We start from the raw sequence: 16,832 nt of genomic DNA on the forward strand, positions 1-16,832 counted from the left end.
CCTCAGCCGCCGCTGCTCTTGGAGCCGCCGCCGATGCCGCCGCGGCTGACCGCGGACTTGTCGAAGCTGCCGCCGGTGGCCTTGCCGTTGCTGGTGGTGCCGCCGTAGTAGTAGGTGCCGCGGCCGCCGCTGCGGCACTCCTTCTTGTCGAGCTTGTCCAGCGAGGTCTTCGACACGCACCGCTTGTCGGGCTCGTCGCTCGATCCGCAGGCGACGAGGGATGCGGCGAGCAGTCCCACGCCGCCGAGGGCGACGGCGCCGGAGCGCATGCGCCGCCGTGCCGTACCGCTGCTGTTGTCCATGGACGGGCTCCCCCTGGCCGGTGCTGTTGGCCCCCACCCTAGAGCGGGGCGCCCCGCCGATGGAATCCGGCCGTCTACAGTTCGTCGCGTGCTGATCGGGATGGTGTGCGCGCTCGCTTCCGCGGTGTGTTTCGGTACGGCGTCCGTGCTCCAGGCGGTGGCCGCGCGGGCGGCCGAGCCGGGGACGGGGTCGGGGGTCGACCCGGCGCTGCTGCTGCGGGCGCTGCGGCAGTGGCGGTATCTGGCCGGTCTGAGCCTGGACGCGGTCGGCTTCGTCTTCCAGATCATCGCCCTGCGTTCGATCCCCATCTACGCCGTGGGGGCGGCGCTGGCCGCCAGCCTCGCGGTGACCGCGGTGGTGGCGGCGCGGCTGCTGAAGGTCCGCCTCAGCGGTACGGAGTGGGCGGCGGTCGGCGTGGTCTGCCTCGGGCTCGCCCTGCTGGGCCTCGCCTCCGGGGAGGAGGGGTCGCGGCCGGGGAGTACGGCGCTCAAGTGGTCGATGCTGGGGGCCGCGGCGGCGGTGCTGCTGGTGGGGGCGGCTGCGGGGCGGCTGCCGGGGCGGGCGCGGGCGCTGGTCCTGGGGCTGGGCGCGGGGACGGGCTTCGGGGTCGTGGAGGTCGCCGTCCGGCTGATCGACGGCTTCGCGCCGGGGGCGCTGGTTTCGAACCCGGCGACGTACGCGCTGCTGCTGGGGGGTGGGGCGGCGTTCCTGCTGCTCACCTCCGCCTTGCAGCGCGGGTCGGTGACGGCGGCCACGGCCGGGCTGGTGCTGGGGGAGACGGTCGGGCCGGCGGTGGTGGGCGTGGTGTGGCTCGGGGACCGGACGCGGGAGGGGCTGACCTGGCTCGCGGTCCTCGGCTTCGTGGTCGCGGTCACCGGTGCCCTTGCCTTGGCCCGCTTCGGTGAACCACCCCCGCCGCCGCCGCCCCGGCCCCGGGCCGACTGACCCCGGACGCGACGCGCCCGCTGTGCCCCTGGCGGCGCCTCAAACGCCGGCGGGGCTGGATTTGCCCCGCCTCCCGGATCCTGCTCCGCCGAGCCGGGCCGGGCATCCGACCTCCCCCGTTCGCCTCCGGCGGCGCCTCAAACGCCGGCGGGGCTGGATTTGCCCCCCTCCGCCGAGCCGACCTCGCCGGCTGGATTTGCCGCCTCCGCCGAGCTGCCGACCTCCCAGCCTCGCCGGCGATTGAGGCGCCGCCGGAGGCAACGTCGGCCCGCCCGGCGATCGAGGGCACAGGCAGTCAGGGCCCAGCAGGGCCCGTTCGCCTCCGGCGGCGCCTCAAACGCCGGCGGGGCTGGATTTGCCCCCTCCGCCGAGTCGGCCCCGCCGAGCTGCCGACCTCCCCCAGCCTCGCCGGCAGGATTGCCCCGCCTCCCGGATTCGGCTTCGCCGGGCGGTCCGGGGCATCCGCGGCCACCTCCAGCCTCGCCGGCGATTGAGGCGCCGCCGGAGGCAAGGGGCTCGGCGCTACCGTTACGGCAGGGTCGCTCGGAGGGCCGACAGGGTGGGGGTCCAGGCGCTGTCGGAGGGGGTGCCGTAGCCGACGATCAGGGCGTCGCGCGGCGGCATGGCGGCGTCCGGGTGCCGGAAGCGGGTCAGGCCCTCCAGGGCCAGTTCCTGCCAGGCGGCCGACTGGAGGAGCGAGCGCTCCGTCCCCACGGGAAGGTCCAGCACGGCGTGCAGCCCCGCCGCGATGCCGGACACGGCGACCCGCGACCCCACCGCCGCCACCAGTTCGTCGCGCCGCCGCCGGTACCGCAGCCGCATCCCCCGCACGTGCCGGTCGTACGCCCCCGACGTGATGAACTGCGCCAGCGTCAGCTGCTCCAGCGCGCTGGACGTCCAGTCGGTGCGGCCCTTGACGGCCAGGAGTTCGTCCACCAGCCCCGGCGGCGCCACGATCCAGCCCATGCGCAGGCCCGGCGCGAGGGACTTGCTGGCGGTGCCGAGGTAGACCACCCGGTCCGGGTCGAGGCCCTGGAGCGCGCCGACCGGCTGCCGGTCGTAGCGGAACTCGCCGTCGTAGTCGTCCTCCAGGATCAGGCCGCCGGTCGTCCGCGCCCAGTCCACGGCGGCCGCCCGCCGCCCGGGCGTCAGCGCGACCCCGGTGGGGAACTGGTGCGCCGGGGTGAGCAGGACCGCTCCCACCCCCGCCCCGAGCCCGGCCAGCTCCGCCGTCCGCGCCCCGGAGGCGTCCAGCGCCAGCGGCCGGGTCCGCAGCCCGCCGCGCGCCATGAGGTCGCGGTGCACGTCCAGGCTGTACGCCTCCACGGCCGCCTCCCGGACCCGGCGCGCCCGCAGCAGCCGGGTCATCAGCTGGAGCCCGTGCGCGAAGCCGGAGCACAGCACGATGCGTTCGGGGTCGGCGTAGACCCCCCGCGCCCGGGCCAGGTACCCGGCCAGCGCCTCGCGCAGTTCCACCCGGCCGCGCGGGTCGCCGCCGTAGCCGAAGGCCTCGTTCGGGGCGTCGGTGAGCGCCCGCCGGGCCGCGCTCAGCCAGGCCGCGCGGGGGAAGCCGCCGAGGTCCGGGGAGCCGGGCATCAGGCTGTAGGAGGGCCCCCGGCGCGCGGGGCGGCGTACGGGCGCGGCCGCGGCGGCCCTGCGCGCCCGCGCCCGCTCGGCGACCCGGGTCCCGGAGCCCTGGCGGGCGGTGAGCCAGCCCTCGGCGACGAGTTCGGCGTAGGCCTCGGCGACCGTGTTCCGGGCGATTCCGAGATCGGCGGCGAGGGTACGGGAGGAGGGGAGCCGGGTTCCGGGGGCGAGCCGTCCGCCCCGCGCGGCCTCGCGCAGCGCTTCGGTGAGACCGGCCCGCAGTCCGCGTCCCGCGGACAGCTCCAGATGCAGGTCAGCGCCGAAAGTGGCCCAGGAATCCGTCATGAACATGGACCATATCGCTGGGCCGTCCGGTCCGTACGGTGAACCCATGACCACGAACGCACCGCACGCCGCCCACGTCCACCACGCCCCCGAGCACACCCCCCGGATGCAGATCGCCAAGCTGGCCCCCGAGGTCTACAAGGCGGTCCTCGCCCTGGAGATCGCCTCGAAGAAGGGCCTGGACCCGGCCCTGGTCGAGCTGGTGAAGATCCGCGCCTCGCAGCTGAACCACTGCGCGTTCTGCCTGGACATGCACTCCAAGGACGCGATCGCGGCGGGCGAGAGCGTCGAGCGGATCGTCCAGCTCGCGGCCTGGGAGGAGTCGCGGCACTTCTACACCGAGAAGGAGCTGGCCGCGATCGAGCTGACGGAGGCCGTGACCGTCTTGACCGACGGTTTCGTTCCCGACGCGGTGTACGAGAAGGCCGCGAAGCACTTCGAGGAGGCCGAACTGGCCCAGCTGATCGCCGTCATCGCGACGATCAACGTCTGGAACCGGTTCGGCGTCACCACCCGTCTGGTGCCGGGGCACTACACCCCGGGCATGTACAAGAACTGACTGCGGCCCGACTACGGGTGGAAGGCCCCCACCGCCGCCGTGAGGTGGTCCTGGGTGGTCTCCCACTCGCCGGCCGGTCCGGCCGCCAGCAGGGCCCACTTGGTGCCGTCCTGGGCGAAGAAGACCCGTTCGACGCCCCGGCGGCGGCCGTGGGACTCCGCGCTGTCGTACTCGTAGACCAGCTCGCAGGCGCCCGAGCCGCCCGGGACCGCGCCGACCTTGATCTCCGTGTAGCCGCTGGTCCGGTTGCGCAGGTCCGCCGAGGCCCCCTTGACCGCGTCGAGGGGGCTCAGCTCCGGTTCGACCACCCGGAAGATCTGGAGCAGCGAGGAGCGGTCGGCGGAGCGGTAGAAGACGCCGTTGCCTGGATCGTCACGGGTCCAGCCCCGGGGCACGGCGACGGTGAAGCCCTTCGGGTCCTCCAGCGTCACGTGGCCCGCCGAGGACGCGGACGCCGAGGCGGACGCGCTGGGCCCGGCGCTGGCGCTCGCGACGGCCGAGGGCCCGTCGGAGGCGCTCCCCGTCGGGTCCGGGGAGGCGGAGGCCGAGACGCTGGGCGTCCCGGTGCCGTGCGCCTGGTCGGGCGCGGCGCCGCCGGAGTCGCGCAGCACGAACCACACGACCGCCGCGCCGATCGCGACGGCGGCCACCGCGATGCCCGCCGTGGCCGGGGTCAGCCAGCGCCGCGGCGGCCCGTCCGGGCCCCCGCCGTCCGGGCCCGGGTACACCGGCGGGAGCGGCGGGTACAGCGGCTGCCCCTGCACCGGCAGCTGCCGGTCGGGGCCGGCCGGGGGCCAGGCCCCCGGGTCCGGGGGCCCGTACACCGGACCGCCGGGTGGCGGCCCGTAGGGCGGCACGGCGGGCGGCGCGGCGGCCGGTAGCGTCGGCGCGGCGGCCGGTTGCGCGGGCGGTACGGGCGGCTGCGCGGGCACCGTCGGCGGGGCGGCGGGCGGCGCCGCGGAGCCCGGGGCGGCGGGGGCGGAGTCCCAGATCCAGCGCTGGGCCTGCGAGTCCCAGCGGGGCGTACCGGGGGCTGCGGGGGGCACGGTTCAGCCTCCCAGGGTGACGAGCAGGGCGCCGAGCGCGGTCGCCGCGTTCAGCGGTTCGATCAGCGGAGCCCAGCGGGTGAGGGCCGCGCGCAGCCGCTCGGGCAGCCCGGGCCGGATCGCGGTCGCGTCCTCCAGGTCGCCGGCGACCTCGTCGAGTTCGGCGTCGAGCGCGCTGCGGTCCGCGCCGCGGGGCAGCCGGACCAGCGCGGCGCGCAGGTCCCGTACCGCTTCCAGCAGTTCCTCGGGGCCGGGCGCGGCCGCGGCGGCGCCGACGTGGTGGTGGACCGTGTTGGTGTTGCCGCTGCCGCCGATGCTGAAGGCGCTGTCGCTGACATCGCCGAATCGGACGGCCGGTCCGGCGTCCTCGCCGTGTCCCCCGCCGTTCCCCCGGCCGGGTGTCCGGCCCTCTTCCTGCTGCTCACCGCTGGTGGCCACCGCTGCTCCTCCTCCTGCCCGCGTGGGTGGTGTTGGTGTGTCCGCTGCCGCCGATGCTGAAGGCGCTGTCGTTCACCGACTGGATGAACACCCCGCCCTCGGCGACCGTGACCGCGCGCTGGGCGAACTCCTCGGTGTGCCAGCCCGCTTCGTGCAGGGCCAGTGTCACACCGCTGACCACCCGGTCCTGAATGGTTTTCAGGTACCGGTCGAGGTCCATGAGGTGGAAGAGCGACCCGTTGTCCTGGGAGGCCAGTTCGCGCACCGAGAGGCCGGGGCCCTCGGGCAGGGCGCCGCCGTGGCCGCCGGTGGCGATCCGCCACCAGCTGGCGGTGCCCCGGCCGAGGATGGCGACGGACGAGGCGAGCGAGCCGGGGGTGTGGCGCACCGCCCAGGCCGCCTTGCCCAGCCAGTTGTTGTGGAGGTAGCGGTGGGCGTCGGCGTCGGCGTTCTGGAAGACGGTGCGCAGCGGCAGCAGGACGTGCGGGGCGACCTCCAGCATCATCATGCCGCCCTGGGTGTGAACGCGGACGAAGAGGGTGACGACGAGGTTCTCGTCCCAGCCGCCGACCCGGATGCGCAGGAAGTGGCGGCGGCGTTCGCCGCCCTCCTCGACGGCGCCGTTCAGGTGCTCGGTCCAGGCGTCGGGGGTGAGCGGGACGGCGTCGCGGTGCGGCAGCCCGCCGGCGGGCAGGAACACGCACTCGTCGACGACGAGTTCGCGCAACCGATCCAGTACGGCGGCCTCGGCGGCCGGGGAGCCGTGCGGCGAGGGCACCCGCAGGGCCTGGAGCAGCGGGACAATCCGGCGCACGAGGTGGCTGTTGGTGACGGGGACGGCCTTGCGGTCGGGGCCGAGGTCCTCGCGCGGGCGCAGCTCGACGGAGAGGTGCCACGGGTAGTACGGATCACCCGCGCCGCAGAACGGGTCGTTGACGTTGTACATGATCAGCGGGTTGTGCTGCTCGGCGCGGACCCGGCCGCGGATCCGGGTGAAGCGGACGCCCTGGGCGGTCTCGGCGGGGTCGCCCGCGAGGTCGGCGTACCGGCCCGGGGAGAGTTCGCCGGCGATGGCGCGGGCGGCCTGGCCGCGCTGCAGCCAGACGAGCGTGACCAGCGCGAGGAAGACGGCGAGCACCCACCACAGGGGGGAGCCGCCGGGGCCGGAGGAGCGGGCGGACGCGTAGTCGTCGTAACCGGAGTAGTAGCCGTCCGAGGGGCCGGTGACGGAGCCGGAGAACCCGTCCAGCAGGGTTTCGGCGCCGAAACCGCCGAGCCCCCCGAAGGTGTTGGCCGCCCCCACCAGCGCGGTCACCAGGATCACCAGCAGCACCCAGGTGTAGACGCGCAGCACCACGCCGAGGAAGCGCACCAGCCTGCTGTCCTGGCGGCGCAGCCAGCCGGAGAGGCTCAGCAGGAGGAAGGGCAGCAGCAGGGCGACCAGGGCGCCGCCGGTGAGGATCATGCCGACGAACCAGGCGCCCACTATCCCGGCGGCCCAGCCGAGTTCGGCGCGGCGGGCGCGCAGCGCGTGGGCGAGCACGCGGGCGGCGTCGAAGCCGTACGAGGGGGCGACGATGCGCTCCTCGTGGACGTACAGCTCGTCGATGACGCGGTCGCGGTAGGCGGCGTCGAGGTAGGTGCCCGCGCACAGCATCCGGCCCGCTTCGCTGAGCGCGGGATGGACGGGGGGCCGGCCGCCCCGGACGTCGTCCCCGGCGGCGCCACGGTCGGCAGGTGTGGGCTGGTGGGGAAGAGGGAGGTCGGTCACCGGGTGACCTTAGATTTCTTTTACCTCGCCGGACAGTCGGATCCCGGCCAAAACAGTCCTGTTCACGCCGAAGCTCCCCGGCCGGGTCCGGCCGGGGCGCACAGGGGGCGGGGTCACCGACGTGACCGCGCGGGGGTGGTGGCGTCGACTAGATGAGGCCCAGCTCGCGGACCGCGTCGCGCTCCTCGACCAGCTCGGCCACGGAGGCGTCGATGCGGGCGCGGGAGAACTCGTTGACGTCCAGGCCCTGGACGATCTCGTACGAGCCGTTCTTCGTGGTGACCGGGAAGGAGGAGATGATCCCGGTCGGGACGCCGTAGGAGCCGTCCGAGGGGATGCCCATGGAGGTCCAGTCGCCCTCGGCGGTGCCGTTGACCCAGGTGTACACGTGGTCGATGGCGGCGTTGGCGGCCGAGGCGGCCGAGGACGCGCCACGGGCCTCGATGATCGCCGCGCCGCGCTTGGCGACGGTCGGGATGAAGTCGTCGGCGAGCCAGGCCTGGTCGGCGATGAGCTCGGCGGCGTTCTTGCCCGCGATCTCCGCGTGGAAGATGTCCGGGTACTGGGTGGCCGAGTGGTTGCCCCAGATGGTCAGGCGCTTGATGTCGGAGACGGCGGCGCCGGTCTTGGCGGCCAGCTGCGAGATCGCGCGGTTGTGGTCGAGGCGGGTCATCGCGGTGAAGCGCTCGGCCGGTACGTCCGGGGCCGCGGCCTGCGCGATGAGCGCGTTGGTGTTGGCCGGGTTGCCGACGACGAGGACCTTGATGTCGTCCGCGGCGTTGTCGTTGATCGCCTTGCCCTGGGGCTTGAAGATGCCGCCGTTGGCCGCGAGCAGGTCGCCGCGCTCCATGCCCTTGGTGCGCGGGCGGGCGCCGACGAGGAGGGCGACGTTCGCGCCGTCGAAGGCCTTGTTGGCGTCATCGGTGATCTCGATGCCGCGCAGCAGCGGGAAGGCGCAGTCGTCGAGCTCCATGGCGGTGCCCTCGGCGGCCTTGAGGCCCTGCGGGATCTCCAGGAGGCGCAGGTTGACCGGCACGTCCGGGCCGAGCAGGTGACCGGACGCGATGCGGAAGAGCAGCGCGTAGCCGATCTGGCCGGCGGCGCCGGTGACGGTGACATTCACGGGAGTGCGGGTCATGGCCTTCTCCGTTAGACAGCTGGCGGTGGGGCGTCCCCGCCCCATGTGCTGGAGGACGCCGCTCCATATCCGCAGTACATCTTGACGTGAAGAGACATCCGTCGTCAGGCTATCCGACCCGGGGGCGGCCCATGCGCCGGGTCCCTGTGGTCCACGGCACACGCACGGGTGCGCCGGCCGGGATTCCCCCGGCCGGCGCACTCGTTCAGGCTGCGGCCCGGCCCTGCTGCCTGGCTTCCGCCAGCAGGTCGGCGAACCTCCTGCGGGCCACCGCGATCTCTCCGGCCAGCGCCCGCGCGGTGCGCTCGGCCGGTACGCACCTGCGCGGCCGGGGGTGGCCCGCGGCGGGCTCCGGGGCGGGAGCGCCCTCCGTGGCCCGGGGGTCCGGGGCCGGGCCCTCCACGGTGAGGTCCCAGGTGTTCCACCAGGTGCCGCCGGCCCGGCGGTCCTGGCCCAGCTCCCGGAACACCGCTTCGATCCGCAGCGCCAGCCCGGCCGGTCCGTGCGCCCCGACCCAGATGCTGAACTCTGCCTCGGGGACCTCCAGCCGGATCTGGCTGCCGATGAAGGAAGCACTGATCAGACCGGGGATGCGCTGGGCGGAGACCGCGGCGGCCAGATGGATCGCCGGGCCCTGCACCTGGACGGGCCGCCGGTTCATTCCGACCCCTCCCGGGAGCGGCGCGGTCCGCCCGAGGCCCCGACGGACACCGGGGACGGTTCGGGGGTGGCGACGGGTGCGGGCGTTGGGACCGCCCGGGCCGCCTCGGCCTGCTCGGCCACGGCTTCCGGCGAGCGCCGCGCGTTGCGCATCGCCTCCCGCGCCACCGACAGGAAGAACGCCGGGTAGCTGCGGTCGACGTACTTCGCCAGGGTGGTGACCTCCTCGTGCCGCGCCCGCAGCCGGTTGATGGACACCGTCATCGCCGCGTGGTGCTCGACGTGCAGGTTGTTGCCGTTGGTGTACCAGGTGCTGAACCAGCTCCCGGTGATGGAGCGGGTGTTGCGCAGCACGTCCGTGGTCTCCGTGTCGCACAGGATGTGCTCCGGCAGCTCCAGGAAGAAGTGCATCGGCGCCGCGACGAGCAGCGGCAGCACCCACAGTTCCAGCACCGGACCGCCGTACCCGGCGAGCGCCAGGGCCACCGCCGCCACCGGCAGGACGGCCATCCACCGGTACTCGGACATGATCTCGCCGCGCCTGCGGTCGGAGATGTCCCCGGCGTCGTACTCCCAGGTGCCGCGCCAGCTGCGGACGATCTCGCGGCCGATCACCCACAGCCGGGTGTAGTCGAAGGCGCCGCGCGCCAGCATCCCCCAGGTGAGGGGGGCCCTGGTGTCGAAGCCGAAGAACTCCGAGTCCTGCGGGGTCCCGAGCGCCTTGTGGTGCTGCAAGTGGCGCACCCGGTAGTGGGTGTACGACACGAGCAGCGGCAGCCCGAGCGGGATCCCCACGATCCGGTGGGGCTTGGCGGAGGTGAAGGCGGTGTGGTGCAGCGCCTGGTGCTGGAGCTCCACCATGTGCGTGTAGACGGCGGCGAGCAGCACCACGCCCGCCGCGGAGGGCAGCAGTCCGTCCTGCGCCGTGAGGAGGACGCCCGCGGCGACGAGCGCGGCGGCGACGAACAGTTTGATGAGGTAGACGGTCTGGTCGTGCCCGGTCACGCGGGCTCGTGCGTACAGGAGCTGCGGCTTCCGGGGTATTTCTGCGATCGGCATCGATTCCACCCGTTCTCGACGTTCCCTGTCCCGGCTGTCCGGCCCTTCGGGGCCCCGGCTGCTAGCGGAGGGCCTTCATGGCGTCCCAGATGCGCGTGTAGTAGCCGTTGGCCACGCGCACCCGGGTGAGCACCCCGAGGGAGATCTCCCGGAGCAGGCCCGGGGAGCGGTCCACGAGCGGTACGAAGACCCCCTCGAACCACTCGGCGCCGTGGTCGGCGTCCACGTGGACGTGGATCCGCTGGTAGTCGATGACGTCCTCGGGGACGCCGAGCCGGCGGCAGCCGTCGACCATCGCCTGGAAGCGCGGCGAGGCGCTCTGCTCCAGGACGCCCATCGCGCCGAGCGCGCGGGGGTTGAGGTGGCGGTGGATGCCGTACTGGAGCAGCAGCGAGGCGTTCTCGTACGCCTCGGGGAACTGGAGGTTGGAGTAGTCCACGCCCGACTTCGCGAGGTGGGTGCGCATGTACTGGGCGGAGTGCTCGAACATCCGGGTGTGGATGTGCTCGATGTTCCCCTCGCCCATCTCGTCCCAGTAGTTCTCGGCGATGGTGAGCTTGGTGGGGCCCTGGGTGCCGATCTGCACCATGGCCATCAGGTCGTCGAACTTGCTGTCGACCAGCTCCTCGCCCATGAAGAAGAGGGCGATCTCGTTGAGGTCGGCGTCCTCCGCGAGGTAGGCGCAGAACTCCGGCTGGGTGTGCTGGTCCGCGGTGGTCAGGAACCAGCTGCGGAACTCCGTGCCCGTCTTCGGCAGCGCGTCGAGGTCCACCTGGCCGTCCTCCCACGACAGCCAGGCGTCCTCGATGGCGGTGATGCCCGGGTCGCCGTTGAGCCGCGGGATCGAGGAGAAGTCCTCGGGCCCGGCCATGTAGGCGACGTAGTGGGCGTGGAGCCGTTTGAAGAGCTTCAGCCGCACTTCGCGGTCATGTGGCCCGGACTCCGGAAATGCCTTCTGCAGGTCGTTCGCAAGGTCCTGGTCAAAGGAATTCCCGGAACCCGTAACGGAGGAAATGAGAGGGGCAGCAAGGGCAGTCGCCATTGGTACCGTTCCCTTCTTGTGAGTCTCGTCCTACTGAGACTCTGCCGTGCCGGGGGCACGGCCGAGAAGGCCCCTCAAGGTTCAGATAACCGCACTGCCGGAATACGCAGGACGGCTCGCGGCGGATTCTCCGGAGGAATCACCGACTGATTCCGCGGTCACCTCGCCTCCTTTCCCGGCGGGTTTCTCCTTGGCCACGACGAAGACCCCGGCGACCACCAGGACCATGCCGACCAGGTGATAGGCGCGCAGCTGCTCGCCGAGCAGCAGGACGGACAGCACGGCGCCGCTGACCGGGGTGAGGGCCGTGAAGGCCGCCACCACCGTGGTGTCCACGCTGTCGAGGCTGTCGTACATGAGCACGACCGCGATCCCGTTGATGGCTACCCCGGTGTAGGCCATCAGCGCCCAGGTCTGCCAGCCGACCCCGGCCAGGTCCGCCCCCCAGTGCGATTCGACGCCCGCCGGGACGAGGAACATCAGCGCGCCGGCCACCGACAGGATCAGCGACAGGCGTGCGGGCGCGATGGGCGTCGTCAGGAGCTTGCCGAAGGTGACGAAGACGGCCTCGCAGAGCACGGAGCAGACCAGCAGCAGCACGCCGAGCGCCGCGTGCGCGCCGGCCGTGCGGCCGCCGCCGCTCATCACGTTGATGCTGACGGCCCCGAGCACGGCCAGGGCGATCCCCAGCCCGCGCCGCCCGGTCAGCCGCTCCCCCAGGAAGACGATGGCGACCAGGCTGATCGAGATGGGCACCATGCCGAGGAGCACGCCGGCTTCGATGGCCCCGGTCATCTTGACGCCGTACATGGCGAACACGCTGAACAGGAACACCCCGAGCAGCGTCTGCGCGAAGAGCACCAGGCTGTCGCGGCGCCCCGGCCGGGCGGGCCGCGCGCCCCCGTCGCGCTCCGGCGGCCGCAGGCGGACGTACACGGCGAGCACCAGGACCGCGGCGATCAGGCGCACGAAGGTGGCGGTGAAGACCGGCACCTCGCGCAGGATCAGTTTGCTCGCGACGAGGTACGAGCCGAGGAGGACCGTCGCGACCGTCATCTTGACGTGGACGGCGCGCATCACGCCCGCCCGGCGCCCGCGCCGGCCGCCTCGGCGGCGGGGACCGGCTCCGCGTCCCCGGCGTGGGCCAGGGCGTACTCCACGATGGCCTCGGTGTGCACGTGGACCGTGTCGATCACCGGAGCGTCGAAGTCCTCCGGGCGGACCACGAGCGGCACCTCGGTGCAGGCCAGGACGAGCGCCTGCGCGCCCTGCGCGAGGGCGTCGTTCGAGATCCGCAGGAAGCGGTCGCGGGTGGCCTGGGAGATGGTGCCGGTGCACAGCTCGCGCTCGATGGAGTACTGCATGAAGGCGCGGTCGTCCGCCTCCGGGACGACCACCTCGATGCCGCGGGCGGTGAACTCGTCGCGGTAGAAGGACTCCTCCATCGAGAAGGCGGAGCCCAGCAGGGCGACCTTGGTGAAGCCGCGGCGCTCGGTCTCCGCCGCGGTCACCTTGCAGATGTTGATGAGCGGGAGGTCGGTCTGCGCGGTGACCAGGTCGGCGTACTCGTGGACGGTGTTGCAGCAGATCGCGAAGAAGTCGGCGCCGCCCGCCCCCAGGCGGCGCGCGGCGCCCGCGATCTGACCGGCCACCGAGTCGCCGTCCCGGGCCGCTATCGCTTCCACCATCGGCTGGAAGTCCAGGCTTTCCAGGGCGATGCGCGGAGAGTGCGCGAGACCGAGCCGGCGGTTGATCTCGCGGTTGATGCGGTAGTAGTAGGTGATCGTCGACGGGAAACTGAGGCCCCCGACCAGACCGATTTTCAGTACCCGGGGAGCCGTTCCCGTTCCCGTTCCTGTTTCCGCGCCCGTGCCTGTTCCCGAGCCTTCGTCCGTTGCGTTCATCAGTGCCCTCCGTAATCCGGAAAATTCCAGAGATACCTACCGACTGTGCAGTGCACGGACGGAGCTCGGAAGGTCTGCCATGGTTCGGCTTTACGCAGTGCGGTTATCGACGTGATGAACGGTCCCGGCAGTTCGGGCATGATTACCCGACGCGGAACACCTGTCCGGTCTGGTGGCCCTCGATGGACTTCACGTAGGCGGCCGCGGCCCGGCTCACCGGTACGGCGTCGAATCCGGCGAAGATGTCCCCGTAGACGTCCATCGACTCCTCGAAGACCGTCGGGCTGACCGCGTTGATCCGCTGGCGGCCCGGGAGTTCGATGGCCGCCGCGCGGACGAAGGCCTCGACGGCGCCGTTGGCGAGGGAGGAGACCGCACCGGTGAGCAGGAACTCGCGGGCCAGGATGCCGGTGATCAGGGTGTACGAGCCGTGCTCGGGCAGCCGCTCCAGGCCCTGGAGGACCAGCTCGATCTGGCTGACGGCCTTGCCTTCGAGGCCGGCGCGGATGTCCTGGGTGGTCAGCTCGCCGACGGGCTTCCAGGGGACGCTGCCCGCCGCGCTCGCCACCGCGTCGACCGGGCCCACCTGGTCGTACAGGGCGCGGATCGAGGCGGGGTCGGTGATGTCGACGGAGAAGTCCGCGTCCTTGCGGGAGGCGGTGATGACCTCGTGCCCGCGCTCCCGCAGAGCCGTGTGGACCGCTCGTCCGAGGGTTCCGTTCGCGCCGATCAGCAGAATCTTCAGAGTCGTCATGGACCGAGGATGGCGCGAGGAAGACCGTGAAGTCCAGCTACTCAGGCTTCAACCATCATTAAGATGAACTCATGCTTGACGTGAAGCGCATGGTGATCCTTCGTGACCTGGCACAACACGGGAAGGTGACCGCGGTCGCCGATCTGCACGGCGTCACCCCGTCCGCCGTTTCGCAGCAACTGCGCGCCCTGGAGAGCGAAGCGGGAGCCTCCCTGATGCGGCGCGAGGGGCGCGGGCTGCGGCTCACCGCGGCCGGGGCGGCCCTCGCGGCCGAGTGCGAGCACGTACTGGCCGCGCTGGAGCGGGCCGAGGGGGCGGTCCGGGCGCTCGACGACGACCTCAGCGGGGAGCTGAGCATCGGCTGCGCCCCGAGCGCACTCGGCCCGGTCGCTGCCCCGCTCGTCGCGGAGCTGGCGCGCCGTCACCCGCTGCTGCGGCCCCGGATCGTCCAGGCCGAACCGGAGGACGCCGTGCCGCGGCTGCGCCGGCGCGAGCTGGACCTGGCGGTCACCTACCACTACCACCTGCTCGGCGAGCCCCCCGCGATCGGCACCACCTCGGTGCCCCTCTTCGACGACCCGCTGTGCCTCGCGTTCCCGGAGGCCCTGCGGCCGGCCGTGGCGCGGGACGGGGTGGCGGCGCTGCGCGACCGGGCGTGGATCTCCGCGCCGCCGCCCAGCAGCTGCCGCGAGATGCTCCTGCACGCCTGCCGCAACGCCGGTTTCACCCCGCGGATCGAGCACGACTGCGGGGACCTGCGCGGGGCGCTGGGGCTGGTGGCCACCGGGCACGCGGTGACGATCCTGCCGCGGCTGCTGTGCGACAGCCCGCCGCCCGGCACCGCGCTCCTCACGCTGCCGGGGCGCGGCCGGACCGTCGAGGCGCTGGTCCGTACGGGCGCCAGGGCGCAGCCCGCCATCGCCGCGACCCTGGCCACCCTGACGGCGCTCGGGGCGCCGGTGACCGGCGCCGCGCCCGTCAGCGGACGGTGAACCGCACGGCGTCCGTCAGGAACGGGATCTCCAGCAACGGCTTCGGCCCCGTCACCAGGGCGAGCAGGATGATCGCGACGCCGAGGAGGCCGTAGGTGACCATGTCCGTGAAGCGGGAGCGCACCGCGAGCATGCCCACGGACGGCAGCACCCGCCGCAGCACCGCGGCGGCGACCAGCGCCACCCCGATGAACAGGCAGCCGACCCGGGACTGCCCGAACGCGGTGACGAGCAGCCCGGTGGCGGTGGCGCCGAGCACGCTGAGCATGGGCCACTGACGGGCCGGCGCGGGCGCGTCCCCGGCCGCCGCCCGGCCGCCGCCCTCGGGGCGGGCGGTGTCGAGCGTGACCCGCGGCGGCCGCCGCGACGGCCGCGCCCCGGCGGGGTCCTGCCCCGCGGCAGCCGGGGGCTCCGCCGCCTCCGCCGCGGCGAAGGCCCCGGCCCCCGGCTGGTCGGGCGTGCTCACGCGGTCCCCGCCGCCGGAACCAGCCGCTCCGCCGCCTCCACCACATTCACCAGCAGCTGCGCCCGCGTCATCGGGCCGACACCGCCCGGGTTCGGGGACAGCCAGCCGGCCACCTCCGCGACCCCCGGGTGCACGTCGCCGACGATCTTCCCCTGCGCGTCCCGGCTGACACCGACGTCCAGGACGGCCGCTCCCGGCTTCACGTCCTCGGGCTTGACCAGGTGCGGCACGCCCGCCGCCGCCACGATGATGTCCGCGCTGCGCAGCAGGGCGGGCAGGTCGCGCGTACCGGTGTGGCACAGGGTGACGGTCGCGTTCTCCGACTTGCGGGTCAGCAGCAGCCCGATGGACCGGCCGACGGTGATGCCGCGGCCGAGCACCACCACGTGCGCGCCGTTGATCTCCACGCCGTGGTGGCGGAGCAGTTCCACGATCCCGTACGGGGTGCACGGCAGCGGGCCCGGCTCGTTCAGCACCAGCCGCCCGAGCGACATCGGGTGCAGCCCGTCCGCGTCCTTGGCCGGGTCCATCAGTTCGAGGACGCGGTTGGTGTCGATGCCCTTGGGGAGCGGCAGTTGGACGATGTACCCGGTGCACGCCGGGTCGGCGTTCAGTTCGCGGACGACCGCCTCGATGTCCTCCTGGGAGGCCGTCGCGGGCAGTTCGCGCTGGATCGAGGCGATGCCGACCTCGGCGCAGTCCTTGTGCTTGCCGTTGACGTACCAGCGGCTTCCGGGATCGTCGCCGACCAGCAGGGTGCCCAGGCCCGGGGTGATGCCCCGGGCCGTGAGGGCCGCCACGCGGGCCGTCAGTTCGGACTTGATCGCGGACGCGGTGGCCTTGCCATCGAGAATCTGGGCGGTCATGGACCCATCTTCCCGGATGGAGTGCCCCCGGTTCCAGTCACGGCCGGTCAGGCGGCTCAACCGGGCGCCGGGTTCATTGCACTTGCACAACGAGTCCGGGGACGCGCGGGAACCAACTGGACAAGTCGCGGCCGGTCCGACGACGATGCAGGACAAAGAGTGCCGCGGGCAGTGCCGGGGGGCGTACCGCAAGTCGCAGAGTTCCTCCGTGCGTGCCGTGCGTCCCTGCACTTCCACGGAGGAACACCTCAAGATGAGCTTCGGCGACCCGAACAACCCGTACGGACAGCAGCCCCAGGCACCGCAGGGCCAGCCCGGTTACGGCTACCCGCAACAGGCCCCCCAGGGCATCCCCCCGCAGGGCCAGCCGGGCTACGGCTACCCCCAGCAGGGTGCCCCCGCCGGTTACCCGGGCAGCTACCCGGGCGCGCCCGTCGAGATGCCGGGCGGCGTCAAGGGCGCCCGCGTCATGCTGTACATCCTGGGCGGGCTCCAGGCCATCGGCGCGGTGGTCGTCATGATCGCCTCCGCCTGGGTCGCGGACATGATCTCGGGCGCCGACACCTCGTCCACCTCGGGCCTGAGCACCGCCGACACCGACAAGGCCGCCGCCTTCGGTGCGGGCGCCATGATCGCCATGGGCGTGCTCATCCTCGGCTTCGCGCTGTGGGCCATCCTGACCGCCGCCAAGCTGGGCAAGGGCGGCAGCGGCGTCCGGATCTCGGCGATCATCTACGCCTCGGTCATCACGCTGTTCAGCCTCATCAGCCTCCTGACCGCGAACATCTTCGCGCTCGTCAGCCTGGTGCTCGGCATCCTCATCATCGTCTTCCTCGCGAAGAGCGATGCGAGCCAGTACTTCAACCGCCCGCGGTACTGAGGCGCGTCGCACCACGGCAGACGGCGAAGGCCGCGCCCCGCATTCGCTGCGGGGCGCGGCCTTCGCCGTTCTCACCA

At 73.0% G+C, this 16,832-nt stretch carries 18 protein-coding genes; 4 read left to right on the top strand and 14 right to left on the bottom strand.

The annotated features are described in order from the left end of the window. Nucleotides 1–2 precede the first annotated feature (2 nt). Nucleotides 3–302, bottom strand: a complete 300-nt coding sequence (locus AC0693_RS02615) for a hypothetical protein (RefSeq protein ID WP_469337575.1) — start codon at nt 300–302, stop codon at nt 3–5. A gap of 100 nt (nt 303–402) precedes the next feature. Between AC0693_RS02615 and AC0693_RS02620 the strand changes: the two genes are divergently transcribed. Next, nucleotides 403–1,248, top strand: a complete 846-nt coding sequence (locus AC0693_RS02620; protein WP_478800990.1) for a DMT family protein — start codon at nt 403–405, stop codon at nt 1,246–1,248. Nucleotides 1,249–1,776: 528 nt separating this feature from the next. On the opposite strand, the gene pdxR is transcribed toward AC0693_RS02620, so the two are convergent. Beyond that, nucleotides 1,777–3,180: a MocR-like pyridoxine biosynthesis transcription factor PdxR gene (gene pdxR, locus AC0693_RS02625; RefSeq protein ID WP_469316984.1), complete on the bottom strand. Its 1,404-nt coding sequence runs from the start codon at nt 3,178–3,180 to the stop codon at nt 1,777–1,779. Nucleotides 3,181–3,226: 46 nt separating this feature from the next. Here pdxR and AC0693_RS02630 point away from each other — a divergent pair, with 46 nt between their 5' ends. Continuing rightward, nucleotides 3,227–3,739, top strand: coding sequence for a carboxymuconolactone decarboxylase family protein (locus AC0693_RS02630; protein ID WP_469316985.1), 513 nt, complete (start codon nt 3,227–3,229; stop codon nt 3,737–3,739). 11 nt (nt 3,740–3,750) lie between these two features. On the opposite strand, the gene AC0693_RS02635 is transcribed toward AC0693_RS02630, so the two are convergent. From AC0693_RS02635 to AC0693_RS02680, 10 genes are all read right to left on the bottom strand, one after another. Further along, nucleotides 3,751–4,785 carry a hypothetical protein gene (locus AC0693_RS02635; protein ID WP_478800788.1) on the bottom strand — a complete coding sequence of 345 codons (1,035 nt, stop codon included), beginning with the start codon at nt 4,783–4,785 and terminating at the stop codon, nt 3,751–3,753. Nucleotides 4,786–4,788: 3 nt separating this feature from the next. Beyond that, entirely contained in the window at nt 4,789–5,223 is a 435-nt protein-coding gene (locus AC0693_RS02640; RefSeq protein WP_478800789.1) for a hypothetical protein, read from the bottom strand. Next, nucleotides 5,207–6,994, bottom strand: coding sequence for a hypothetical protein (locus AC0693_RS02645; protein WP_478800790.1), 1,788 nt, complete (start codon nt 6,992–6,994; stop codon nt 5,207–5,209). Before AC0693_RS02645 ends, AC0693_RS02640 begins: the two co-directional genes overlap by 17 nt. A gap of 148 nt (nt 6,995–7,142) precedes the next feature. Continuing rightward, nucleotides 7,143–8,132, bottom strand: a complete 990-nt coding sequence (locus AC0693_RS02650; protein ID WP_356403970.1) for a malate dehydrogenase — start codon at nt 8,130–8,132, stop codon at nt 7,143–7,145. A 205-nt stretch (nt 8,133–8,337) separates the two neighbouring features. Continuing rightward, on the bottom strand, nt 8,338–8,793 hold the full coding sequence (locus AC0693_RS02655) for a hypothetical protein (protein WP_469337567.1): 456 nt from the start codon (nt 8,791–8,793) through the stop codon (nt 8,338–8,340). Next, the gene (locus AC0693_RS02660; RefSeq protein WP_478800791.1) at nt 8,790–9,851 is read right to left on the bottom strand and encodes a fatty acid desaturase family protein; all 1,062 of its coding nucleotides are present in this window, start codon (nt 9,849–9,851) and stop codon (nt 8,790–8,792) included. The genes AC0693_RS02655 and AC0693_RS02660 overlap by 4 nt, the downstream gene beginning before the upstream one ends. Nucleotides 9,852–9,912: 61 nt before the next feature. Beyond that, a complete protein-coding gene (locus AC0693_RS02665) occupies nt 9,913–10,770 on the bottom strand; it encodes an iron-containing redox enzyme family protein (protein WP_478800792.1) in 858 nt (285 codons plus the stop codon). Nucleotides 10,771–10,974: 204 nt separating this feature from the next. Then, nucleotides 10,975–11,970, bottom strand: coding sequence for a DMT family transporter (locus AC0693_RS02670; RefSeq protein ID WP_478800793.1), 996 nt, complete (start codon nt 11,968–11,970; stop codon nt 10,975–10,977). Continuing rightward, nucleotides 11,970–12,797 carry an aspartate/glutamate racemase family protein gene (locus tag AC0693_RS02675; protein WP_356403955.1) on the bottom strand — a complete coding sequence of 276 codons (828 nt, stop codon included), beginning with the start codon at nt 12,795–12,797 and terminating at the stop codon, nt 11,970–11,972. The genes AC0693_RS02670 and AC0693_RS02675 overlap by 1 nt, the downstream gene beginning before the upstream one ends. Before the next feature lie 142 nt (nt 12,798–12,939). Further along, nucleotides 12,940–13,542 carry a short chain dehydrogenase gene (locus AC0693_RS02680; RefSeq protein WP_356404397.1) on the bottom strand — a complete coding sequence of 201 codons (603 nt, stop codon included), beginning with the start codon at nt 13,540–13,542 and terminating at the stop codon, nt 12,940–12,942. 80 nt (nt 13,543–13,622) lie between these two features. On the opposite strand from AC0693_RS02680, the gene AC0693_RS02685 reads away from it, so the two are divergent. After that, nucleotides 13,623–14,543 carry a LysR family transcriptional regulator gene (locus tag AC0693_RS02685; RefSeq protein WP_468463013.1) on the top strand — a complete coding sequence of 307 codons (921 nt, stop codon included), beginning with the start codon at nt 13,623–13,625 and terminating at the stop codon, nt 14,541–14,543. Here AC0693_RS02685 and AC0693_RS02690 read toward each other — a convergent pair. Both AC0693_RS02690 and AC0693_RS02695 read right to left on the bottom strand, forming a co-directional pair. Further along, nucleotides 14,530–15,009, bottom strand: coding sequence for a DUF3017 domain-containing protein (locus tag AC0693_RS02690; protein ID WP_478738987.1), 480 nt, complete (start codon nt 15,007–15,009; stop codon nt 14,530–14,532). The two genes, AC0693_RS02685 and AC0693_RS02690, sit on opposite strands and share 14 nt — an antisense overlap. After that, the gene (locus AC0693_RS02695; protein ID WP_356403947.1) at nt 15,006–15,875 is read right to left on the bottom strand and encodes a bifunctional methylenetetrahydrofolate dehydrogenase/methenyltetrahydrofolate cyclohydrolase; all 870 of its coding nucleotides are present in this window, start codon (nt 15,873–15,875) and stop codon (nt 15,006–15,008) included. The genes AC0693_RS02690 and AC0693_RS02695 overlap by 4 nt, the downstream gene beginning before the upstream one ends. Before the next feature lie 208 nt (nt 15,876–16,083). On the opposite strand from AC0693_RS02695, the gene AC0693_RS02700 reads away from it, so the two are divergent. Next, nucleotides 16,084–16,755 carry a hypothetical protein gene (locus AC0693_RS02700; protein ID WP_478800794.1) on the top strand — a complete coding sequence of 224 codons (672 nt, stop codon included), beginning with the start codon at nt 16,084–16,086 and terminating at the stop codon, nt 16,753–16,755. The last annotated feature ends 77 nt before the right edge of the window (nt 16,756–16,832 follow it).

It is taken from the genome of Streptomyces sp. NPDC043876 (genome assembly GCF_056435825.1).